At 64.5% G+C, this 22,015-nt stretch carries 17 protein-coding genes; 3 read left to right on the forward strand and 14 right to left on the reverse strand.

The window, feature by feature from the left end; all coding sequences use genetic code 11:
- Positions 1 to 28: 28 nt before the first annotated feature.
- From ASC45_RS10285 to ASC45_RS10300, 4 genes are all read right to left on the reverse strand, one after another.
- Positions 29 to 1,207 carry an acetyl-CoA C-acetyltransferase gene (locus ASC45_RS10285; RefSeq protein ID WP_055450955.1) on the reverse strand — a complete coding sequence of 393 codons (1,179 nt, stop codon included), beginning with the start codon at positions 1,205 to 1,207 and terminating at the stop codon, positions 29 to 31.
- A 35-nt stretch (positions 1,208 to 1,242) separates the two neighbouring features.
- Entirely contained in the window at positions 1,243 to 2,976 is a 1,734-nt protein-coding gene (gene phaC, locus ASC45_RS10290) for a class I poly(R)-hydroxyalkanoic acid synthase (RefSeq protein WP_055450956.1), read from the reverse strand.
- 109 nt (positions 2,977 to 3,085) lie between these two features.
- Entirely contained in the window at positions 3,086 to 3,943 is an 858-nt protein-coding gene (gene pgeF, locus ASC45_RS10295) for a peptidoglycan editing factor PgeF (RefSeq protein WP_055450957.1), read from the reverse strand.
- 18 nt (positions 3,944 to 3,961) lie between these two features.
- Positions 3,962 to 4,987, reverse strand: coding sequence for an RluA family pseudouridine synthase (locus tag ASC45_RS10300; protein ID WP_055450958.1), 1,026 nt, complete (start codon positions 4,985 to 4,987; stop codon positions 3,962 to 3,964).
- A gap of 59 nt (positions 4,988 to 5,046) precedes the next feature.
- Between ASC45_RS10300 and ASC45_RS10305 the strand changes: the two genes are divergently transcribed.
- Positions 5,047 to 5,868 carry an outer membrane protein assembly factor BamD gene (locus tag ASC45_RS10305; RefSeq protein WP_055451089.1) on the forward strand — a complete coding sequence of 274 codons (822 nt, stop codon included), beginning with the start codon at positions 5,047 to 5,049 and terminating at the stop codon, positions 5,866 to 5,868.
- 21 nt (positions 5,869 to 5,889) lie between these two features.
- On the opposite strand, the gene yoaA is transcribed toward ASC45_RS10305, so the two are convergent.
- On the reverse strand, positions 5,890 to 7,923 hold the full coding sequence (gene yoaA, locus ASC45_RS10310) for a DNA repair helicase YoaA (RefSeq protein WP_055450959.1): 2,034 nt from the start codon (positions 7,921 to 7,923) through the stop codon (positions 5,890 to 5,892).
- A gap of 218 nt (positions 7,924 to 8,141) precedes the next feature.
- Here yoaA and ASC45_RS10315 point away from each other — a divergent pair, with 218 nt between their 5' ends.
- Positions 8,142 to 8,990, forward strand: coding sequence for a PP2C family protein-serine/threonine phosphatase (locus tag ASC45_RS10315; protein ID WP_055450960.1), 849 nt, complete (start codon positions 8,142 to 8,144; stop codon positions 8,988 to 8,990).
- On the opposite strand, the gene ASC45_RS10320 is transcribed toward ASC45_RS10315, so the two are convergent.
- The 5 genes from ASC45_RS10320 to ASC45_RS10340 form a co-directional block, all read right to left on the reverse strand.
- Positions 8,979 to 9,785 (reverse strand): enoyl-CoA hydratase, encoded by an 807-nt coding sequence (locus ASC45_RS10320; protein WP_055450961.1) that lies wholly within the window; start codon positions 9,783 to 9,785, stop codon positions 8,979 to 8,981. The two genes, ASC45_RS10315 and ASC45_RS10320, sit on opposite strands and share 12 nt — an antisense overlap.
- Before the next feature lie 60 nt (positions 9,786 to 9,845).
- Positions 9,846 to 10,223: a lysozyme inhibitor LprI family protein gene (locus ASC45_RS10325; protein ID WP_245610024.1), complete on the reverse strand. Its 378-nt coding sequence runs from the start codon at positions 10,221 to 10,223 to the stop codon at positions 9,846 to 9,848.
- A gap of 107 nt (positions 10,224 to 10,330) precedes the next feature.
- Complete coding sequence (locus ASC45_RS10330) at positions 10,331 to 11,263, reverse strand: dimethyl sulfoxide reductase anchor subunit family protein (RefSeq protein ID WP_055451090.1); 933 nt, start codon at positions 11,261 to 11,263, stop codon at positions 10,331 to 10,333.
- A 2-nt stretch (positions 11,264 to 11,265) separates the two neighbouring features.
- Entirely contained in the window at positions 11,266 to 12,084 is an 819-nt protein-coding gene (locus ASC45_RS10335; RefSeq protein ID WP_245610025.1) for a 4Fe-4S dicluster domain-containing protein, read from the reverse strand.
- Entirely contained in the window at positions 12,081 to 15,053 is a 2,973-nt protein-coding gene (locus ASC45_RS10340; protein WP_072243036.1) for a molybdopterin oxidoreductase family protein, read from the reverse strand. The genes ASC45_RS10335 and ASC45_RS10340 overlap by 4 nt, the downstream gene beginning before the upstream one ends.
- Before the next feature lie 186 nt (positions 15,054 to 15,239).
- Between ASC45_RS10340 and ASC45_RS10345 the strand changes: the two genes are divergently transcribed.
- Positions 15,240 to 16,352 carry an alkene reductase gene (locus ASC45_RS10345; protein ID WP_055450963.1) on the forward strand — a complete coding sequence of 371 codons (1,113 nt, stop codon included), beginning with the start codon at positions 15,240 to 15,242 and terminating at the stop codon, positions 16,350 to 16,352.
- A gap of 86 nt (positions 16,353 to 16,438) precedes the next feature.
- On the opposite strand, the gene ASC45_RS10350 is transcribed toward ASC45_RS10345, so the two are convergent.
- The 4 genes from ASC45_RS10350 to ASC45_RS10365 form a co-directional block, all read right to left on the reverse strand.
- On the reverse strand, positions 16,439 to 17,452 hold the full coding sequence (locus ASC45_RS10350) for an SDR family oxidoreductase (protein WP_055450964.1): 1,014 nt from the start codon (positions 17,450 to 17,452) through the stop codon (positions 16,439 to 16,441).
- Between the two features lie 6 nt (positions 17,453 to 17,458).
- Positions 17,459 to 18,739 carry a nucleotide sugar dehydrogenase gene (locus ASC45_RS10355; RefSeq protein ID WP_055450965.1) on the reverse strand — a complete coding sequence of 427 codons (1,281 nt, stop codon included), beginning with the start codon at positions 18,737 to 18,739 and terminating at the stop codon, positions 17,459 to 17,461.
- 20 nt (positions 18,740 to 18,759) lie between these two features.
- Positions 18,760 to 20,160, reverse strand: coding sequence for a TIGR03013 family XrtA/PEP-CTERM system glycosyltransferase (locus tag ASC45_RS10360; protein WP_055450966.1), 1,401 nt, complete (start codon positions 20,158 to 20,160; stop codon positions 18,760 to 18,762).
- Between the two features lie 257 nt (positions 20,161 to 20,417).
- Entirely contained in the window at positions 20,418 to 22,004 is a 1,587-nt protein-coding gene (locus ASC45_RS10365) for a GMC family oxidoreductase (RefSeq protein ID WP_055450967.1), read from the reverse strand.
- Between the last annotated feature and the right edge of the window lie 11 nt (positions 22,005 to 22,015).

The following is a 22,015-nucleotide window of genomic DNA, read 5'->3' on the forward strand; positions in this document are numbered from 1 at the left end:
TTGGTTCTTGATAGGTCGATGCTCAATATCACCGCTCCAGCGCCATGGCCACGCCCATGCCGCCGCCGATGCACAGCGAGGCCAGGCCCTTCCTGGCATCACGCCGGTTCATCTCGTGCAAGAGCGTCACCAGAATGCGGCAGCCACTGGCGCCGATCGGGTGGCCGATGGCAATCGCCCCGCCATTGACGTTGACCTTGGCCGTGTCCCAACCCATCTGTTGATTCACGGCGATGGCCTGGGCGGCGAAGGCCTCGTTGATTTCCATGAGGTCGAGTTCCTGCGGTGTCCAGCCCGCACGCGACAGGCAGCGCGTGGACGACGGCACTGGCCCCATGCCCATGTAGGCCGGATCGAGGCCCGCATTAGCATAGGCACGGATGGTCGCAAGCGGCTTGAGACCGAGTTCGGCAGCGCGTTTGGCCGACATGACCACCACGGCAGCAGCCCCATCGTTGAGGCCGGAGGCATTGCCCGCAGTGACCGTGCCCGTCTTGTCAAACGCGGGGCGCAGCCCGGCCAGGCTTTCCGCCGTCACGCCGTGACGCACGAATTCGTCGGTGGCGAAGGCGACCGGATCGCCCTTCTTCTGCGGCAGCATCACCGGCACGATTTCATCGGCGAAGCGTCCGGCTTTCTGAGCGGCTTCGGCCTTGTTCTGGCTGGCCGCGGCGAAGGCATCCTGCATCTCGCGGGTGATGCCATATTTCTTGGCGACGTTCTCGGCCGTGGTGCCCATGTGGTAGTGGTTGAACGCATCCCAGAGGCCGTCGACGATCATGGTGTCGATCAGTTTCCAGTCGCCCATGCGCTGACCGTCGCGCGAGCCCGGCAGCACATGCGGGGAAGCGCTCATGTTCTCCTGGCCGCCGGCCACGACGATGTCGGCATCGCCGTCGCGAATCGCCTGTGCGGCCAGCATGACCGCCTTCAGGCCGGAGCCGCAGACCTTGTTGATGGTCATCGCAGGCACCATGTCGGGCAGTCCGGCCTTGATGCTGGCCTGCCGCGCCGGGTTCTGGCCACACCCGGCCTGCAAGACCTGACCGAAGATGACTTCGGAGACCTGCCCCGGCTCCAGGCGGGCGCGAGCCACGGCCTCCTGGATGACCCGGGCGCCCAGATCGACGGCCGACGTTTTGGCGAGCGAGCCGCCGAATTTGCCGACCGCGGTACGGACGGCGGACACGATGACGATATCAGTCATGATCGAATTCCCTTGCAGTAAAGAATCAGACGGAATCAGGACCGCACCTTGACGTAGCGCCCCGGTGCCGGTTCGATGGGTTTATGGCGCGCATTGCCGGGCTTTTTGGGCGCCGCGATCTGCGGCCCGGCCTGACTGTCCAGCCATTGCGCCCAATCCGTCCACCAGCTCCCGGGGTGCTCCGAGGCAGCGTCGAGCCAGTCCTGCGCCTTCGGCGGCAGTTTGCGCTGACCTGATGGAGACGTCCAGAAGCTGCGCTTGTTGCGTTTGGCGGGGTTGATGACCCCGGCGATATGCCCGGATGCACCGAGAACGAAACGCGTCGGCCCGCTCAATATTCGCGTGGTTTCGTAAGCCGTCTGCCAGGGAACGATATGGTCTTCGCGCGACGCGTACACATAGGTCGGCAGCTTGAGGGCCTGAAGATTCAGGGGCAATCCGGCCACGGTGAGCGCTCCGGGTTGTCGCATCTTGTTTTCAAGGTAGGTGTTGCGCAGATACCAGGCAAACAAAGGGCCGGGCAGGTTGGTCGAGTCAGAATTCCAGTACAGCAGATCGAAAGGCGGCGGAGTCTCGCCCTTGAGGTAATTGCCGACGACATAGTTCCAGACCAGATCGTTCGGTCGCAGGCTGGAAAAGGCCGAGGCCAGTTCGCGCCCGGTCATCAGCCCGCCCTGCCCCAGCGTGGCTTCACGCATCGCCACCGAAGCCTCGTCGATATAGACGCCCAGAACCCCGGTGTCGCTGAAATCGAGCATGGTGGTGAGCAGGGTGGCGCTGTGCGCGAACGATTCGCCCCGCGTCTGCTGCACGGCCAGCGCATTGGCGAGCAAGGTGCCGCCGACACAGAATCCCAGCGTGTTGATCGAGCCGCCGCTCTTGCCCGCGGCCACATCGCGCACCACGGTCATCGCCTGAATGGCGCCATCCTGCACGTAGTCGTCCCAGGTCAGATGCCCCATGCTGGCGTCGGGGTTGCGCCACGACACGACGAAGGTGCGATGGCCCTGCTCCACCGCAAACCGCACCAGCGAGTTGTCGGGCTGAAGATCGAGGATGTAGTACTTGTTGATGAAAGGCGGGACGATGAGCAGCGGACGCGCATGGACAGTGGGCGTGAGCGGCGCGTATTCGATGAGCTGAAACAGCGCGTTCTCGAAGATCACCTGCCCCTCCGTGGTCGCTACATTGCGTCCCACCTCGAAGACCGACTCGTCGGTCTGGGTGAGACGACCCTGCTTCAGATCGCGAAGCCAGTTGTCCATCCCGGCGCGCAGGCTCTCCCCGTTCGTCTGCACGGCCTTGGCGAGCGCCTCGGGGTTGAGCGCCAGGAAATTCGAAGGCGCCGCGGCATCGACCCACTGCTGCACCGCGAATCGCAGCCTTTGCCGCGTCGGCTCGTCGGCCTGCACGCTGTCGGCCAGATCGAACAAAGCCCGCGCGCCCAGCAGATACAGCGCCGCGGTGTACCGCGACACCCGGTTCTCACCCCAGGCGCCGTGAGAGAAGCGCCGGTCTGCGTCCAACTTGGGAGCCTCTTGGCCACCATCGGACTGCAGAAGGCTGGCCCACAACTGGCGGAACTCGTCGAGGTAACGCTGCTGCAGCTTACGCAGCCGCTCCGGCTCGATCTGCACGGATGTTCCCTTGGCCGCTTCGCCCAGCAAGGCCGACCATCGCTGCGGCATCTCGGCCCAGGCTATCGAGGCAGAGCCCGGACCCGCGAATGACGGCGACGCCTCGCGGTCCATCGAAGTGGAATGTGCCATGGGGAGTTGAGACGGCGGGATGTGAGATTGGCGTCTTCGGCTTGAAGACCACTGTGGCATTCTTGAACACGCGGCAACACCTGTCAACGACGTGGGTGTGACGGCCGGTTCAGTCAATCCAAATGCAGCCTGCCTGCCGACCGGTGACAGGCTCGCGCCGATACGAGTAAAAGCGCTGCGCAAGGCCGAAGGTGCAAAGCCCGCCGCCCGCCACATGATCCGCACGCACACCGGCGGCGTGCAATCGAATGCGGGCGAGTTGCCAGAGGTCGGCCCACCACTTCCCGGGCGCTCCCGCCCTGAAGGCCACCGCGGCCTGCGGATGCCGACTCACGAAGGCCTCCCTCACTTCGTCACCGACCTCGAACGCCTCAGGTCCGATCGCCGGACCCAGGGCCACCTGGACCTCGGCCACATCGCATCCGGCGCCCACACAGACCGATGCGAGCGCGGCCTCCAGCACGCCCCCGGCCAGGCCTCGCCAGCCCGCGTGAGCCGCAGCGACCGCCCGCCCCTGCGGCGCCGCAAACAGCACCGGCAGACAGTCCGCCACCAGCACGGTGGCGGCGATGCGCGGTCGGGTGGTGCACGCGGCGTCTGCCACCGGCTGCGCCACCTGCCCGTTTTCCAGATCGAGATCGGCGACCGCCACGCCATGCACTTGCTGCAGATAAAGCGGCTCGGCGCCGCCGAGCGCCTCGCGCAGCAGGCGGCGGTTTTCCGCCACGGTGGACGGGGCATCGGCCACATGGCTGCCCAGATTCATGCCCCGATCCGGTGCGGCTTCGCCCCCGCCATAGTCCCCGCGACTCAACCCGCCCATGCGACTGGTGAACACAGCCCGAACCCGCGGGTTGCCGGGCCACTCCACCTGCACCCAGGGGGCCTGCACGAACGCAGGGTCTGACGCCCCCACAGGGGAAAGCGCTTCGGGAATGAAATCAGCCAGGATGGGCGTTTGAGTCATGTTCTTGTCCGGGACGACTCACCAGTTGTGCGGATCGATCTCCTCCGGCTCGCCGCCACACGCCGCCCAGAAATCGGCGATGTCGTCGGGAATCGGCGCGACATGATCGAGCAGCTGGTCGGAGATGGGGTGGAGAAAGGCCAGGCGCGCGGCATGCAACGCCTGACGCTTCAGCGGCAGACCGGGACGCACCCGACCGCCATAGACCGGATCGGCCACCATGTCGAACTTGGCGAACTGCAGATGTACCCGAATCTGGTGCGTTCGGCCGCTGTGCAGCTTGCAGCGCAGCGCCGTCATCGGGCCCCACTCGGTGTCCAACTCGGCCAGTGGGGTGAAATCGGTGCGCGCGGGCTTGCCGCCGTGAACGACCGCCATACGAAGCCGGTCTCGCGGGTGGCGACCGATGGGCGCATCGACGTTGAAGGCACGCTCAACCGACCCCCACACCAGCGCGAGGTACTGCCGCTGCAGGGTGCGCGCCTGCAGCCTGCGCACCAGTTCGGTCTGCGCCTCCAGCGTGCGCGCGGTGACCATCAGCCCGCTGGTGTCCTTGTCCAGGCGGTGGACGATGCCCGCACGTGGCAGGCTGGCGGTCTCGGGATAACGCGCCAGCAGGCCGTTGAGCAAGGTGCCGCTCCAGTTGCCCGCCGCCGGGTGCACCACCATGCCGGCCGACTTGTTGAGAATAGCCAGATCGGCGTCTTCGTAAACCACGTTCAGCGGCACATCCTCGGGCGCGAACGCGGTCTCTTCAGGCAGGTCGGGCACGGTGATGCGCAGGATTTCGCCCGGCAGCGCCTTGTCCCTCACACCGGCCACGGCTGCCCCCATGCGCACCAGCCCCGCCTCGCACCACTGTTGCAGACGGCTGCGCGAATACTGGCTGAACAATGCGGCGAGCACCTTGTCGAGACGCTGCCCGGCATCGGCCTCGGGCACCACGGCCTCCAGCACCCTATCGGCGCCAGCGTCGTCTTCGTCGAGGTCGGCTTCGGGCTCTGCCGCAGTGCGTTGGGGGGAATGAGGAGAAGGAGGGGTCATGAGGGGCGAGCAAGGGCTCCCTATAATCTGCGAGCTTTACACCACTCAGGGTGATGGATATGCGTGTTGCGCTGTATCGTCTTTGGACGCTGCGATTGATGGGCACTGCGGCGGCGGCCGTGCTGCTTGGACTCGGGGGCTGCGCCTCCTCGCCATCGAAAGACGAAACCCTGGGCTGGTCGTCGGCCAAATTGTATGCAGAGGCCAAGGACGAGATGAACAGCGGCAACACCGAAAAAGGTGTGAAGCTGTATGAGAAGCTCGAGTCGCGCTATCCCTACGGCCTGATGGCCCAGCAGGCGCTGATCGAGATCGCCTACGGCAACTACAAGCAGGGCGAACGCGCCCAGGCGCTTGCCGCCGCCGACCGCTTTCTCAAGCTCTATCCCAACAACCCCTATACCGACTACGTGCTCTATCTGAAGGGCCTGATCAACTTCAACACCGATCAGGGCTGGTTCTCCTTCCTTTCCGATCAGAAGCTGTATGAGCGCGACCAGGCGGCGGCCAAGCAGTCGTTCGAGAGCTTCAAGGAACTCGTGACCCGCTTCCCCGAGAGCAAGTACGCGCCCGATGCCCGCCAGCGCATGCGCTACATCGTGAACTCGCTGGCCGAGTACGAAACCCATGTCGCGCTGTTCTACTACCGCCGCGGCGCCTATGTGGCCGCTGCCGATCGGGCCCAGCGCGCCATCGAGCACTACCAGGACGCCCCAGCCACCCAGCTCGCGCTGGCCATTCTGGTCGATGCCTACGGCAAACTGGGCCTGACCCAGTTGCGCGACGATGCCGAGCGCGTGCTCAAGCTCAACTATCCCAACAGCACCTACCTCACCGAAGGCCTGCCGGCGCGCAACGAGCCTTTCTGGAAGCTCTGGTAAAGCTGATTGCCGGGTGCGGACTCACCGCAGCTGCCGCAGAAAGTCCTGCGCCTCGGCCGTCTGCGTCACCCGCGTGAACGGCGGCAGGCTGGCGAGCAACTGGCGACCCCAGCCAGTGGCCGTCAGGCGACGGTCACACACCACGAGCACGCCGCGATCGCTTTCGGTGCGAATCAGCCTCCCGGCACCCTGCTGCAGCGACAGCGCCGCCTGCGGCATGCTGTAGTCGGCAAATCCGCTGCGACCTTCGGCTTCGATCTGCCGCAGGCGTGCCGCGGTGAGCGGGTCGTCCGGCGGGGCGAAGGGCAGCTTGTCGATGATCACCAGGGTCAGACGATCACCGGGCAGATCCACCCCCTCCCAGAAGCTCTGGCTGCCCACCAGCACCGACTGCGGCGTGCGCGCAAATCGGTCGAGCAGGGCCGCCTTGGATTCGTCGAACTGTTCCAGCACCGTGCGGTCGGGCAGCAGCGCGCGCAGTTGCTGGGCAATCAGCTTGGCGGCCCGCAGCGTGGTGGTGAGGACGAAGGTGCCGCCACCATTGCTGGCGGCAAGCCGGGCGGCCAGCGCCGCCACGGCCTCGGAGTGGCCAGGCTGATTCGGCAAGGGCAAATCCTGCGGCACCAGCAGCCTGCCCTGTTCGGCATAGTCGAACGGGCTGGCCACGCGCAGCTCGCGGCAACGCGGCGCCACGCCTTGTTCCACCGGCGTGCAGCCGCCCTGCTCCGGGGTCAGCCCCAGCGCGGCGCGGGCGTGACGAAAGCTGCCGCCCACGCTCAAGGTCGCCGAGGTGAAAATCCACGCCTGGCTGCGCTGAGCCAGCAGCGCGGCGAACGCGGGTGCGATCGACAGCGGCGCGGCCTGCAGCCGCAGGTGGGCGCTGCCCACGTCGGCCCAGCGCACCTGTGCGGCGTCGGCACTGTCGTCATCCTCCGATGTGTCGGCCTGCCAGCGGGAGAAGGCCGCGTGAAGATCGGTGCAGCGGTCCATCAGGCGCTCGAACTCGGGCGCCGCCTCGCCGTGCGCCGACAGCACCTGCGCGGTAAGCGCCAGACGGGCCTGCAGATCGTGCATGGCCACGTCCCAACCCGGCAGATCGAGAACCTGGGGCTGACTCAGCCGCCCCGGATTTTGCGGCGCAGCCAGACGCAGATCGCGCGCGGCACGCTCCAGCGCGGCGCTGAGCGTCTGCCAGTCGGCCAGGCCCTTGGCATGCTGCAGCCCAGCGGCCAGCAGATCGCGACTGAGGTCGACGACCTGCGCCGTGCTGGTGCGCGCACCGAGAAACTGCACGCCGATTTCAGCAAGCTGATGGGCCTCGTCGAGAATGAGGGTATCGGCGGTCGGCAGGAGTTCGTTCACGCCCTCGCCTCGCAGCGCCAGGTCGGCGAAAAACAGATGATGGTTGATGATCACCACATCGCTGGCCAGAGCTTCTCGGCGGGCCTTCATCACGAAGCAGGCCTTGTAATCCGGGCAATCGGCGCCGAGGCAGTTGTCGGTGGTTGAAGTGACGAGAAAGTTGAGCGCCGAGTTTTCCTCCAGCCCCGGCAGCGCCGACAGATCGCCGCGCGCATCGCTGCGGGCAAACTGCTCGATGCGCCGCAACTGTGCATGGGCATGACGACCGTGCACCCATTCCGCCGCTCGCTGCAGGCGGTACAGGCACACATAGTTGGAACGACCCTTGAGCACGCAGGTGCTCACCGCCGCCCCCAGCGCCCGCCGCGCGGCCGGGAGATCCTTCTGGTAGAGCTGATCCTGCAGGTTGCGGGTGGCCGTGGAAATGATCACCCGCCCGCCGTGCAGCAAGGCCGGAATCAGATAGGCCAGGGTCTTGCCTGTGCCCGTGCCAGCCTCGGCCATGAGGATGGCGCGATCGCTGATGGCGTCGGCCACGGCCATGGCCAGCGCGCGCTGGCCCTCGCGTACCGACCATTGCGGCAGCTCGGCCTGCAGCGGGCTACCCGGCGAGAACAAAGCGTCGCAGTGCTCGGCCAGCGCCGTGACCGGCTCGGGCTGCGCCTGACTTGCAAGGGCAGGATCAGAAGTCATGCGAACTTAGGAGCCTGTCGAACTTGAGGATCGCGGGCTGCCAAGGCGAACACGCCAGGGGTGAAGCAGCCGCCCGATGCGTGGCGGCCCGCTGCGGGCGCGGGCCTGCGTGGCCCCTAGAATCCTGTGCTAGCACCTCGTTCGTCATCCCTGCTTCCTGCATTGATTCACCACTTCATCCGATCCATCCGCTGCGCCCAGGCCCATCAGCCGATTCTATGGACCCCACCGATCACTACCCGTCGTCCCGGCTGCCGCCACTGCCCAAGCCCGTGCAGCACAAGGCAGGAACGCGCTGGCGGCTGAACGCGGCCAGCGGCCTGCACAAGGGCGATCGCCCCTATCAGCAGGATCAGCTCCGCGTCATTCCCCACCCGCGTGTGCAAGGTTGTGTGCTGGCGGTGATTGCCGACGGCATGGGCGGCAAGAGCGGAGGCCGCAAGGCCGCCGACCAGGTGATGCTCACCGCGCAGCAGTTGTTTGAGCGCTATCACCCCGATGGCGACGACCCCCATGCGCTGCTGCAGCAGATCGTGCGCGAAAGTCACAGCATGATCCGGCTCACGGCCCTGTCCACCGAGCAGGAGCCGCACTCCACCATCGCCTGCGCCCTGTTTCATGCCGACGAGGGGCGGTGCTACTGGTCGCATGTGGGCGACAGCCGCATTTATATCTTCCGCGACGGCCAGTTGCTGCTGCGCTCCAAGGACGACAGCTACGTTCAGACCCTGGTCGACAAGGGCGAGATCACCGAGGCCAAGGCGCGCACCCATCCGATGAGCAATGTGCTCACCTGCAGCCTGGGGATGTCGGAATTGCCGGTCAAGCCCGTCGAGGAAAGCCCGCTGATGCCCGGCGACGTGCTGATGCTGTGCAGCGACGGGGTCTGGCACTATTTCACCGACCAGGACCTGGAGATCGCGACCTCCAAGCTGCAGCCGCGCGAGTGCTGCCAATACCTCATCGACAAGGCCCGCACGCGCGCGGGCGGGCGCGGCGACAACCTGTCCATCATCGTCATCGAACTCATGCGCCTGCCCGCGCCGGGTGAAACCTCAGGCGGCTGACCCCACGCGCCAGCTCGGCTCGCGTTTCTCGATGAAGGCCTGCACACCCTCGAGGGCGCACTCGTCGAGCATATTGCAGGTCATGGTCTGCGCCGCGAGTTGGTAGGCCGCGTCGATGCCGGTTTCGATCTGGCGATAGAACAGTTCCTTGCCCATGCGCACGGCAGCTGCCGGTTTGCTCAGAATGCTGCCGACCAGACGTTCGACTTCCGCGTCGAGCGCGTCAGCCGGAGCCACCCGGTTGACGAGGGCGCGCTGCAGGGCGGTCTGGGCATCGATGAAGTCGCCGGTCAGCAGCATTTCCATCGCCTGCTTGCGCGGCAGGTTGCGCGCGAGCGCCACCCCCGGCGTGGAACAGAACAGCCCATAGTTGACCCCCGAGACGGCAAAACGCGCCTCAAGACTGGCCACGGCCAGATCGCAGCTCGCGACCAACTGGCAGCCTGCGGCGGTGGCGATGCCATGCACCTGGGCGATGACGGGCTGGGGCAGACGCATCAACCCGGTCATGACTCTGCCGCAGCGCGCAAACAGCGACTGGTAGTACGCCTGCGAGGGCTGGGCACGCATCTCCTTGAGATCATGCCCGGCGCAAAAGGCGCGCCCCGCGCCGCGCAGGATGACCACGCGGGCAGTGTCGTCCTGCATCAGGGCATCGATCTGCGCCTGCAGCGCATCGAGCAACGCCTCGGAGAGTGCGTTGAAGGCCTGCGGGCGATTGAGCGTCAGAGTGACCACGCCGCGCGCATCGCGTTCGCGCAGAAGCACATCGGTGGGGTTGGAGGAATGGGGCATGACTGTCTCCTTTTTCGACGAGCATACTGCCATCACCTGCTGATACTCATCTGACGAGGGTCATCGCGGCGGACAGGTGGCGCCGGAACAGTGCAGAAAACCGTCTAGCTGGGCTATGCGGGTGCGGATCATGCCGGAGAGACAGTCATCCTGCCGCCGATTCCAGTCAGCCCCGCCACGGCCCGGCGGGCCGTCGCGGAACAGACACTCCGCATTCACCCAGCGCCGCCAAAGGTTCTGCGCATGATCGAGTCGGCGCTCGGCGTAAGTGCCCATCACCTTTTGCAGTTCGAGACGGTAGAGATGCGTCATGCGGTCATTGAGGGCGTGACGGGTTTGCGCTGCGCATGCCGGGCTCTGCGGCTGCGTCTGGCAAATAGGCGCTGGCGCCGCGACAGCGGCCTGCGCCATCAGACCAGAGGCCACCACGGCCAGCATCCATCCCCCACCACACCACAAGCCGCGCCCATGCATCCTTCGCCTCCATCATCGAAAAATGAATGGAGGCCTGCTCTGCCCCGGTCGTTCCCGGCGGTTTCAATCGGTCACAACGCCGCCTGGTAATAGCGGTTCTGCGGGTGGCGCACCTGGGCGAAAAAGTCCCAGCGCTCGGCAATCATGCCCAGCAGATGGCTAAGCAGCGCCAGCGGCCAGCCGATAGCGCGCAAGGGCTCTGGTGTCAGCCACAGCAGCAGCATGGGCAGCACAAAGCCCAGCCCGACGAAACTCCAACGCGCGCTCGTCACCCATTGCGCGCTGCGGCCATGAAAGAACTCACGGGTGTTGAAGGCTCCCGCGGTGAACCCTTTGGATGTCTGCCGAATCACCGGGCTGCTCACGCCGATGGCCGACTGCATCGACCCCGCAGGCGCCAGACGCCGCACCCGCAGCAGCGCCGCCAGCCGCCCCAGCAGCGCGGCAGCCAGCAAGGCTGATGCCACGCGCGCATACAGCGCCGCCTGCGGTGCAAACCGCCACAAGGCGAGCACGGCGGCGAGCAGGCAGCCACTGGCCAGACCCATCAACACGAAGTTGAGCACGGTCAGCGGGGTGGCCCATTCGCGCAGAAAACGCACCCCGGCGTAGATCATCGCGGTACAGACCCACAGCGCAAAGGCCCCGGCGATCAGGACCGCGGCAAGCCACGCGGGCCAGGCGTGAAAGCGCAACAGGCTCAGCTGACACAGCGCGCTCAACCCCAGGAACGCGGGCAAGGCAATGACCTCGCGCGACAGCCAGGACGTGCGCCACATGGCCGCGGCACGCCAGGCCCGCTCGGGGCGCCCGAGGTGGCCGAAGGACGCGGCCAGCCCGATGACGCCCAGGCCCAGAATGATCCAGAGACTCAGGCTCCAGAAACCCAGCCAGGCCTCGGTTGGCACGCGGCCTGCGAGCGCGGGCAGCGCCACTACGACCGCCAGCCCCTGGGCGCAGCCGATCAGGGTGGTGAGGAGAAGAACAGAGAAGGCGGGCCGCATGATCAATATCCCTGCCGACCGGCGGCATGGGCGAGATCGGCACCATGCGTCTTCGGGTCGGCGTTGCGGTTCTTCCCCAGTGCGCCGAAAAGCCGTGCAAACAGGCCGCGCGCCTCGACCTCGAGGGCCGCCTCGTTCGGCACCGGGCGCGGGGCCGGAGCCTGCTCCGGCACTTGCCTCGCCTCCTCCGCCAGCCCGACATCCTGCGGCAGGCGGCGAGGCAGATAGTGGTTGGCGGGCCGGGTGCCGAGCTCGGGCATCAGGGCGTAGCCTGCGCGTTCGCGGATGGCGCGCGATACTTCCGATTCAGGATCGTGCACGTCGCCAAACAAGCGGGCGTTGGTCGGGCAGGCGTTGACGCAGGCCGGGCGGCGTTGCGCCGCGGGGATGGATTCGTCGTAGATGCGGTCCACGCACAGGGTGCACTTGGTCATCACCCCGCGGTCTTCATCGTATTCACGCGCGCCGTAGGGACAGGCCCAGGAGCAGTACTTGCAGCCGATGCACTTGTCGCTGTCCACCAGCACGATGCCGTCTTCCTGGCGCTTGTACGACGCGCCGGTCGGACACACCGGCACGCAAGGCGGCTCTTCGCAGTGCAGGCAGCTCTTAGGAAAATGCACCGTCTGCGTGTGCGGGAACTGGCCGACCTCGTAGGTCTGCACCCGGTTGAAGAACACCCCCAGCGGGTTTTCGCCGTAGGGCTCCAGGTCGCTCAGATGCCCGGCCGCCCCCGAGGTATTCCATTGCTTGCAAGACGTCACGCAGGCATGGCAGCCGACGCAGACATTGAGGTCGATGACCAGGGCGAGCTGGGTCATGGCTTTTCTCCCTGCCGGGCATGCCGCCCGGCGAAATAGCGCAGCACCGATGGCTTCGGTGCTTGTCCATGCAGGGTTGGGGGCGGCGCAAACTGCGGCCAGCTCTGCTCGGCTGCATCCGGCGCGGGTTCATCGGTCTCGGGCGGCGCGTCGGCCGGGTCGATGCGCACGCGCACGTCGTACCAGCCGGCCTGACCGGTGACGGGGTCGCTGTTGGAAATCTGTCCTTGCCCTGCCCCCAGTGCGCTGGCGGGCAGTTCCTCGCGGATGAGGTGGTTGAGCAGAAAGCCGGTCTGCGCCTCCTCGGCTCGCGGATGCAACCCCCAGAAGCCGCTGGCCTTGCCGATGGCATTCCAGGTCCAGACCGTGCCGGGCTCGACCGCTTCGCTGTACTGGCAGCGCGCCCGCACCCGCCCCCACGGCGAGGTGACCCACAGCCAGTCGCCATCGGCGATGCCCTGTTGCCGTGCGAGCGCCGGATTCACATACAGCCGGTTGTGGCCGTGAATCTGCCGCAGCCAGGCGTTCTGCGAATCCCAGGCGTGATACATGGCCATGGGCCGTTGGGTCACGGCCGCCAGCGGGTAGCGCGACAGGTCGGTGGCAGCGTGCTCCAGCGGCGGTTCCCAGAAAGGCAGTGGATCGAAGTGATGTGCCACGCGCTCGCGCAAGTGTTCGGGCGGCTGCCGCCCCGGACGCTGGCCGCGCGCCGCCAGGCGGAATTGCTGCAGCACGTCGGAATACAGCGCGATGATGATGGGCGTGTTGCGCGTGCGCCAGCCTTGCTCCTGCGCGAAATCGAGGTAATCGCGGTTCCAGTTGCGCATGAAGCGCAGCGATTCGGGCAGATGGTGAAAGTGCACGCAGTCGTTCTTTGCGTACATCTCCCATTGACGCGGGTTGGGCTCGCCCTTGAGCGACTTGCTGCCGTCCTTGCCACGCCAGCCCGACAGAAAGCCGATGCCCGAACCCGGCGCGGTCTCGTAGTTCACGATGAAATCGGGGTAGTCCTTGTACTTGCGGCTGCCGTCGGCATTCACGAACGCTGGCAGCCCCAGACGCCCGGCAAGCTCGACCAGCACCTCCTGGAATGGCCGCGTCTGCCCCAGCGGCGGCAGCACGGGCACACGCACCGAATCCACGGGGCCGTCGAACTCGGAGATCGGTCGATCCAGCAGCGACATGGCGTCATGCCGCTCCAGATAGCTGGTGTCGGGCAGCAGCAGGTCGGCAAAGGCGGTCATCTCGCTGTGAAAGGCGTCGCACACCACCAGGAATGGAATGCGATGGCTGCCGTCCTCGCGCTTATCGCGCAGCATCTGCCGCACGTCCACAGTGTTCATCGCCGAATTCCACGCCATGTTGGACATGAAGATGAGCAGTGTGTCGATCGGATACGGGTCGCCGCGCCAGGCATTGGTGATGACGTTGTGCATCAGGCCGTGCACCGCCAGCGGATGCTCCCAGGAAAACGCCTTGTCGATGCGCAGCGGGCTGCGATCATCCATCAGCGCGAGGTCGTCGGGCGAGGTCGGCCAGCCCAGCGGCGAACCGGCAAGCGGCGTGTCGGGCCGCACGTCCTGCGGGCCACGCGGGTTGCGCACATCGGGCGGAATGTCCTTGGGGTACGGCGCCTTGTGGCGAAAGCCGCCCGGCGCATCGATGGTGCCCAGCAGGCTCATCAGAATCGACAGGGCGCGGATGGTCTGAAAGCCGTTGGAATGCGCCGCCAGACCGCGCATGGCGTGGAACGCCAGCGGTTTGCTGCGCACCGTGGCGTGCTCGCGGCCCAACCAGTCGGTCCAGGCGATGGGCAGGTCTTCGCCCTGATCGAGCGCGGCGCTGGCCATCTCCTGCGCCAGTTGGCGGATGCGTGCAGCGCTGATGCCCGTGATGTCCGCGGCCCATTCGGGGGTGTTGTCGGCCACCCGTTCGCGCAGCAACTCCAAGGCGGGCGCCACCGGCGTGCCGTCGGCCAGGCGATAGTGCCCGGACAGATTCGGCTGCGCGCCCTCGGTCCAGGCGGGCACGGGGCGCTGCATCGGTGCGTCCCACCACATGCGGTCTTGCGACTGCTCCGCGCCCGAAGCATCGGCAATGAACAGGCCGTCCTGCGCATCTCCGGGCTGCACCCGCACGAGTTGCGCGCCGTTGGTGCAGGCGGCGATGAACTCGGCGTCGAACCGGCCGGTGCGCAGCAACTCATGCACCAGCGCGAGCAGCAGCGCGCCATCGGTGCCCGGACGAATGGGAATCCACTCGTCGGCGATGGCGGAATAGCCAGTGCGCACCGGATTGATGGAGATGAACCGCCCCCCTGCCCGCTTGAATTTGGACAGGGCGATTTTCATCGGGTTGCTGTGATGATCTTCGGCAGTGCCGATCATCACGAACAACCGGGCCCGCTCCAGATCCGGCCCGCCGAATTCCCAGAAGCTGCCTCCGACTGTGTAGATCATGCCGGCGGCCATGTTCACCGAGCAGAAGCCGCCGTGCGCGGCATAGTTGGGCGTGCCGTACTGCCGGGCGAACAGCCCAGTGAGCGCCTGCATCTGATCGCGCCCGGTGAACAGCGCGAACTGTTTGGGATCGGTGGCGCGCAGATGGCGCAAGCGATCTTCCAGCAGTTGCATCGCCTCGTCCCATGAAATCGGCTCGAACTGACCGTCGCCTCGCTCGGCACCCGGCTTGCGCCGCAACGGCTGCGTGAGGCGCGCCGGTGACACCTGTTTCATGATGCCCGCAGAGCCCTTGGCGCAGATCACGCCCTGATTGAGCGGATGCCTCGGATTGCCCTCGATAAAGCGAACCTGCCCGTCGCGCAGATGCACGTTGATGCCGCAACGGCAGGCGCACATGTAGCAGGTCGTCGACTTGACCTCGGTGGCTCCGGGCGGGGGCGCGAGCGGATCGTGCAATGGCGTGCCGTTGGAGAAAAAGCGATCGAGCGGTTTGAACAGGGCGGGCATGGCGAGCTTCGGGTGCGTGCTTGTTGCAACCCTAGCCCTGCCCCATTCATTAAACAAACGATTAGTTTGTGTCTTTCATATCTAATTTTTCGATGCAAGCCATGACCCACAAGGCGATTCCCCAACTCAGCAAGTTCCCGCCAACCGACTTACGATCGTTCTGCATTGCAACAAACAAGGATCTCCATGACCAAACCTACCCTGCTCACCCCCTTGCAACTCGGCGCCCTGCAACTGCCCAATCGCGTGGTGATGGCACCACTGACGCGCTCGCGCGCTCGGCAGCCCGGCGACATTCCTGGCGAAATGAATGCACGCTATTACGCCCAGCGCGCCACTGCGGGCCTGATCGTGAGCGAAGCCACGCAGATTTCCCGGCAGGGGCAAGGCTATGCCTTCACCCCCGGCATCTACACCGATGAACAAGTCGCCGGATGGAAAATGGTGACGGACGCCGTCCACGAAGCCGGTGGACGCATGGCGATGCAACTATGGCATGTCGGCCGCATCTCGCACCATCTGCTGCAGGAAAACGGCCAGGCGCCTGTGGCGCCCAGTGCCATCCGCAGCGAGACGGGTGAATCATTCGTGGTGCTGCCCGAGGGCCCGAAGCGCGTGCCCTGCGACATGCCGCGCGCGCTCGAGACGGCAGAGATTCCCGGCATCATCGCCGACTACCGCCATGCGGCACAGCGCGCTATGCAGGCGGGCTTTGACATGCTGGAACTGCACAGCGCCAACGGCTATTTGCTGCAGCAATTCCTCTCGACCAATACGAATCAGCGCACCGACGGCTACGGCGGCAGCCTGGAAAACCGGGCGCGCATCGTGCTCGAGGCGATCGATGCCCTGATCGAGGTGGCCGGTGCGGATCGCGTCGGGGTGCGCATTTCCCCGCATTTCATCCGCCACGACATCAAGGACGAGCAAACGGAGGAGATTCATCTCTACCTGGCGCGAGAATTCAACCGCCGCTCGATCGCCTACATTCACATCGCCGAACCCGATTGGGCTGGCGGCCCAGCTCTGAGCGAGGATTTCCGCAAAAAGCTGCGAGCTGGCTACTCGGGCAGCATCATCGTGTGCGGCAACTACACCCGCGAATCCGCCGAAGCCCGACTGGCCTCGGGGCTTGCCGACGCCGTGGCCTTCGGCCGCCCGTTCATTGCGAATCCGGACCTGGTCGCCCGGTTCGAGCAGGGCGCGCCGCTGAATAAACCGAATCCGGCCACTTTCTATGGCGGCGGCGAGGAAGGCTACACCGACTACCCGCTGCTTGGCGCGACGGTCGCAGCCTGAGCCGCACCTGAAAGAAAAAACCCCTTCGATCAGCGATGTGCCGATCGAAGGGGTTGGATGCGGAGGGGGCTGACGACAGTTCGTCTTTACCCCCGCGCGACGTACCAGGGCATGGCTGTTTTCAAGCCTGCGCGCACGCTGAAAACGGGGTTGTAGCCCAGCAAGCGCCTGGCCTTGCCGATGTCAGCCAAGGAATGCCTGACATCGCCCTTGCGGAAATCGCGGTAGACGGGCGGCGTGAAGACCACCTTGTCGTCCAGGGACATGATCTCCTCGCTCAACAACTGATGCAGGGTGTTCAGACTGGTCTGCTCGCCAAACGCCACGTTGTAAACCTGCCCCACGGCTTCCGGGTTTGTGCTCAGCCCAGCCAGGACATTGGCCTGCACCACGTTATCGACATAGCAGAAATCGCGGGTGGTTTCGCCGTCGCCATTGATGAAACAGGGCTGATTGCTGCGGATGGCCTTGGCCCAGTTGGGAATGACGGCGGCGTAAGGCCCGTTCGGATCTTGCCGGGTACCGAACACATTGAAATAGCGCAGGCCGATGGTCTGCAGGCCGTAGACCCGGCCGAACACATCGGCGTAAAGCTCGTTGAGATACTTGGTCACCGCATAGGGCGACAGAGGCTTGCCGATCAGGTCTTCGACCTTGGGCAGGCCCGGGTGGTCACCGTAGGTCGAGCTGGAGGCAGCGTAGACAAAGCGATTCACACCCGCATCGCGCGCCGCCACCAGCATGTTCAGAAAGCCGGTGGCGTTAACCGCATGGGTCGCCAGCGGATTTTCAATGGAACGCGGCACCGAGCCGAGCGCGGCCTCGTGCAGCACGATGTCCACGCCTTCGCATGCGCGCTGACAGGCCGACAGATCGACGATGTCGCCTTCGATGAAGGTGTGACGCTTCCAGGCCTCTTCACCCACGATGCGCCGCACTTCGTCGAGATTGGATTGATGACCGGTCGCAAAGTTGTCCAGGCTGACCACGGTCTGCCCGTGGGCCAGCAGGGTTTCGATCAGGTGGGAACCGATGAACCCGGCACTTCCCGTCACCAGCCAGCGCCGGGGCTTTTCAGCTAAAAGTTGTTCGATCGACATGGCGGCTCAAAGTCTCCAGACCTTGGCGCCCTGCGACTCCAGCGCGGCAGCATCGTATTGGCACTTGATGTCCATGAAGATGCCGCCGGGTTGCAGTTTCTCGAGCAACTGCTGCACTGAATAGTCTTTGTATGCCTGGTGCGCCACGGCTGCCACCACGGCCTGGGCACGTGGCAAATCGGCCCAGGGGGTCAGCGTGACGCCATACTCGTGCATGGCCTCACCCGCGTCGGCGATCGGATCGTGGACAATCACATTCACCCCATACGAAGCCAGCTCACGGATGACGTCGATGACCTTGGAGTTGCGCAGATCGGGGCAGTTCTCCTTGAAGGTCAACCCCAGCACGACGACATCGCTGCCCTTGATGGGAAGCCCAGCCTGACTCATCTGCTTGATCGTCTGCTCGGCAATGTATTTGCCCATGCCATCGTTGATGCGCCGGCCCGCCAGGATGACCTGTGGGTGATAGCCGAGCATGTCGGCCTTGTGCGTCAGGTAATAGGGGTCGACGCCGATGCAATGCCCACCCACGAGACCGGGGCGGAACGGCAGAAAATTCCACTTCGTCCCTGCGGCCTTGAGCACCTCCAGCGTGTCGATGCCGATGCGATGAAAAATCAGCGACAGTTCGTTCATCAGGGCGATGTTGAGATCGCGCTGCGTGTTCTCGATGACTTTCGCTGCCTCGGCCACCTTGATGCTCTGAGCGCGATGAACCCCGGCGGTAATCACGGAACCATAGACCTCGGCGACGGTGTCGAGGGTCTCGGCGGTATCGCCTGAAACCACCTTGACGATCTTGGTCAGCGTGTGCTCCTTGTCACCCGGGTTGATGCGCTCGGGCGAGTAGCCGACAAAGAAATCCTTTTTCCAGGTCAGGCCGGACTGCTTTTCGAGAATGGGCACACAGATTTCTTCCGTCGCACCCGGATAGACCGTGGATTCGTACACCACGATGGCGCCCTTTTTGAGGTACTTGCCGACCGAGGTGCTGGCGCCCACCAAGGGGCTGAAATCGGGATTGTGGGCCTCGTCAACGGGCGTCGGCACCGCGACGATCACAAAATCCGCCTCTTTCAGCTTGGAGGCGTCGGTGGTGGGTTCGAGCAGGGTCGCCTGCTTGAGATTCTCTTGACTGACCTCCCCGGTAGGATCGACATGCTTGCAATAAGCCGCGATTTTCTCAACCGATAGGTCAAAACCGATGGTGCGATATTTTTTTCCGAATTCGACGGCCAAAGGAAGGCCGACATACCCCAAACCAACTACAGCAACTACTGTCATCTTTCTCTTTCTATAAAAAATTATCTTGCACCTTCGCCAAAAATCACGACGCGCACGGTTTCAAACAAAATGAAAAAATCGAGAAAAACACTGTTATTCTTGACGTAGTAAAGATCGAACTGCAATTTTCTTTTGGAGTCCTCGACCGAGGCGCCGTAGGCGTAGCGCACCTGCGCCCAGCCGGTCACGCCCGGCTTCACGCTGTGGCGAATGGCGTAAAACGGAATGTCTCGCTCAAGCATGTCGACAAATGTCGGACGCTCGGGCCGCGGGCCGACCATGCTCATCTCGCCACGCAGAACATTGATCAGTTGCGGCAGTTCATCGATACGGGTTTTGCGGATGAAGGCACCCACTCGGGTAATCCGATTGTCATTGGTGCTGGCCCATCTAGCCACGCCGTCTTTTTCGGCGTCCGTTCGCATACTGCGGAACTTCATGCACTTGAACGTTTTGCCGAACAACCCAACCCGTTCCTGCTGAAAAAACACCGGGCCGCGATCTTCGATTTTGATGGCCAATGCGGCGAGCAGCATGATGGGCCACAAGGTGAGCAGCAAAACGCTGGCACTGAAAAGATCGAACAGGCGCTTGGCCAGGGCACGGATATGACCCTGTGTGAAACCTCCGCCGTAAATGAGCCAGCTCGCCTTCATGCTTTCCAGCGGAACTTCGCCTTTCAGGCGCTCATAAAAAGTGGGGAGATTGTGCACAGGAGTGCCGAGAATGCGCGCCTCGAGCAACTGGCGAATCGGCAGCACGCCCCCGCGATGCTCGCGCACGGCGATGATGATTTCATCAACCCGCTCCTCCAGAACGACATGCTCAAGAGGAATCGAGCCGTCGAAGACCTGGCCGTTCAGTTGCACCTGATCTCCAGACTCGGTGGGATAGAAGCCGACAACGGTGTAGGCCGAATGATGGTGATCTTGAATCTGGCGCGAAAGCGATTGTGCTTCACGCCCATTACCCACAATGAGAATACGCCGCGTCATCCGAGAAAGAGCAGACTGTCGCAGCATAATGAAGCGGAACAGAATCAGAGCGCCCATCTGGTAAAGATAGGTGAAAGCCAGAACCCTGAACGAACTGTCGGCCTCGGTGAACATCAGTGTGAACCAATAGACCGGGAAAAAGGCCAAGGCAAAAGCGACCGATGCGCGCCCAAGCAAATCGCGCAGGGTGTTTTCTGCCTCGATTCTGTAGATGCCGAGTGCGGTATACAGAAGCGCGGTAAGACCTACATAAAGCATCAACGGGTAGGTACTCTGCTTCACCCAGTAGGCAAAATCATGGCTGCCAGGAGTCAGGAGATAGACCGTGAAGGTGGCAAAGCCAAACGACAGCATGGAAATGGCCATGTCGACCAGCAATTCCAGTGTCATCTTCGCGGGTATGTAAATGTTAAATATCTTGAACATTTTTCACTCTGATCGTTGGGGTTCGCTGGCAAGCGATCTCGGGAAGGGTCAAGATGCAGACTTCTGCCGTTCGACGTTGGGAAGATTTTGCGCTGAGATGCCGAAGAACCGATGTGAAGTAGTTGGCAATTCCGGCGACAAATCCCTATTTGCAGCTGATCCGGCTCATTGTTATCAATCGGGAATGACAGGTCTATCCCCGAGCGTGGGCCTCCTCCCCCCGATTCGCAGGGTGGTGTCGGGTACGGCCCACGCCGTCAGGCGCCTCGTGTCATCCAGGCGCTGGCGCGCTCCGCGATCATGAGCGTGGGCGCGTTGGTATTGCCCGTCGGCACTTCGGGCATGACCGCGGCATCGACCACACGCAGACCCTCGACACCTCGCACGCGCAGCTGAGGATCGACCACGCTGGCAGCGTCTGCCCCCATTCGGCAGGTGCCGACCGGGTGATAGACGGTTTCGGCCTTTCTGCGGATGAATTCGCTCAGGTCGCCGTCCGAACCCACCAGCTTTCCTGGAAAGATGTTGTCGCCGCGCCAGGGATCGAAGGACGGCTGGGCCAGGATGTCGCGGGACACCCGCGCGGCTTCGCACATGCGCAGCAGATCTGCGCCCTCGGGATCGCTCAGGTAGTTGGGCTGAATCATCGGCGCTGCCGCCGGATCGGCGCTGCGCAGTCGGATGCGCCCTCGGCTCAGGGGATGCAGCACGCACGCATGCAGGGTGTAACCGTACCCCGGCAGACGCCCCCTGCCATGATCGTCGAGCAGGGCCGGGACGAAGTGAAATTGCACATCGCACCGTTCATCGGTCGCGAAGCGCGATCGCATGAAGCCACCGCCTTCGGCCGCGTTGGAGGTGCCGATTCCCTGCCGCGTCAGCCAGAACCGCAGCCCCGCCGCCACGACGTTGGCCTTGTCGTAGCTCACCGGCCGGGTGCAGGCCGTCAGGGTGCAGATGTCGAGATGATCCTGGAGGTTCTCGCCCACCGCCGGAAGATCGAGCGTCACGGGGATGCCGACATCGCGGAGGTGGTCGGCCGGGCCAATGCCGGACAGCAGGAGCAGTTGCGGCGAGTTGATCGCCCCGCCGCACAGGACGACCCGGCCCGCCTCGATGCGCCAGCTCGGCCGCCCGTGTTGCCGCACGACCACGCCCACGGCGCGCGCCCGCTCGATCAGGACGCGCTCGGTCAACGTGTGCGTCATCACGGTGAGATTGCCGCGGTCGCGAACGGGGCTGAGGAAGGCTGCCGCGCTCGAATGTCGAAGACCGTTGCGCTGCGTGACCTGATAGAGCCCGACGCCCTCCTGGACAGGCCCGTTGAAGTCGGGATTGTGGCTGAGCCCGTAGGAGACTCCGGCGGCCACGAAAGCGTCGGTGAGCACGTTGTGGTAGCGAAGATCGCTCACGCCCAGTTCGCCCTGATCGCCATGCCAGACGTCGGCGCCGCGCGTATTGCACTCCATGGCTCGAAACAGGGGCAGTACCGACGTCCAGGACCAGGCAGCCTCGCCGGTCTGGGCCGCCCATCGGTCATAGTCTTGCGGCGCGCCACGCACATAGCACATGGCGTTGATCGAACTTGAGCCACCCAGCACCTTGCCCCGCGGCCACCAAAGGCGTCGGCCATGCAGTTGCGGCTCGGGCTCGGTGGTGTAGTTCCAGTTGAAGCGGGGCTGACCCGCGAGCTTGGCGATGCCCGCAGGCATGTGGATGTAGGGGTGCCAATCGGCTCCACCGGCTTCGATCAGCAGGACGCTGTGGTTGGGATCGGCGCTCAGACGATTCGCCAGAACACAGCCGGCCGAACCCGCGCCAACGATCACCGTGTCGTATGCCATGGGGCGTGTCT

This window comes from Thiomonas bhubaneswarensis, from assembly GCF_001418255.1.
In the GTDB taxonomy this organism is placed as follows: domain Bacteria; phylum Pseudomonadota; class Gammaproteobacteria; order Burkholderiales; family Burkholderiaceae_C; genus Thiomonas; species Thiomonas bhubaneswarensis.

Excerpts from the sequence above, each read along its gene's own strand:
- ASC45_RS10285 (WP_055450955.1), bottom strand. The coding sequence starts at position 1,207 with ATGACTGATATCGTCATCGTGTCCGCCGTCCGTACCGCGGTCGGCAAA.
- phaC (WP_055450956.1), bottom strand. The coding sequence starts at position 2,976 with ATGGCACATTCCACTTCGATGGACCGCGAGGCGTCGCCGTCATTCGCG.
- pgeF (WP_055450957.1), bottom strand. The coding sequence starts at position 3,943 with ATGACTCAAACGCCCATCCTGGCTGATTTCATTCCCGAAGCGCTTTCC.
- ASC45_RS10300 (WP_055450958.1), bottom strand. The coding sequence starts at position 4,987 with ATGACCCCTCCTTCTCCTCATTCCCCCCAACGCACTGCGGCAGAGCCC.
- ASC45_RS10305 (WP_055451089.1), top strand. The coding sequence starts at position 5,047 with ATGCGTGTTGCGCTGTATCGTCTTTGGACGCTGCGATTGATGGGCACT.
- yoaA (WP_055450959.1), bottom strand. The coding sequence starts at position 7,923 with ATGACTTCTGATCCTGCCCTTGCAAGTCAGGCGCAGCCCGAGCCGGTC.
- ASC45_RS10315 (WP_055450960.1), top strand. The coding sequence starts at position 8,142 with ATGGACCCCACCGATCACTACCCGTCGTCCCGGCTGCCGCCACTGCCC.
- ASC45_RS10320 (WP_055450961.1), bottom strand. The coding sequence starts at position 9,785 with ATGCCCCATTCCTCCAACCCCACCGATGTGCTTCTGCGCGAACGCGAT.
- ASC45_RS10325 (WP_245610024.1), bottom strand. The coding sequence starts at position 10,223 with ATGCTGGCCGTGGTGGCCTCTGGTCTGATGGCGCAGGCCGCTGTCGCG.
- ASC45_RS10330 (WP_055451090.1), bottom strand. The coding sequence starts at position 11,263 with ATGCGGCCCGCCTTCTCTGTTCTTCTCCTCACCACCCTGATCGGCTGC.
- ASC45_RS10335 (WP_245610025.1), bottom strand. The coding sequence starts at position 12,084 with ATGACCCAGCTCGCCCTGGTCATCGACCTCAATGTCTGCGTCGGCTGC.
- ASC45_RS10340 (WP_072243036.1), bottom strand. The coding sequence starts at position 15,053 with ATGCCCGCCCTGTTCAAACCGCTCGATCGCTTTTTCTCCAACGGCACG.
- ASC45_RS10345 (WP_055450963.1), top strand. The coding sequence starts at position 15,240 with ATGACCAAACCTACCCTGCTCACCCCCTTGCAACTCGGCGCCCTGCAA.
- ASC45_RS10350 (WP_055450964.1), bottom strand. The coding sequence starts at position 17,452 with ATGTCGATCGAACAACTTTTAGCTGAAAAGCCCCGGCGCTGGCTGGTG.
- ASC45_RS10355 (WP_055450965.1), bottom strand. The coding sequence starts at position 18,739 with ATGACAGTAGTTGCTGTAGTTGGTTTGGGGTATGTCGGCCTTCCTTTG.
- ASC45_RS10360 (WP_055450966.1), bottom strand. The coding sequence starts at position 20,160 with ATGTTCAAGATATTTAACATTTACATACCCGCGAAGATGACACTGGAA.
- ASC45_RS10365 (WP_055450967.1), bottom strand. The coding sequence starts at position 22,004 with ATGGCATACGACACGGTGATCGTTGGCGCGGGTTCGGCCGGCTGTGTT.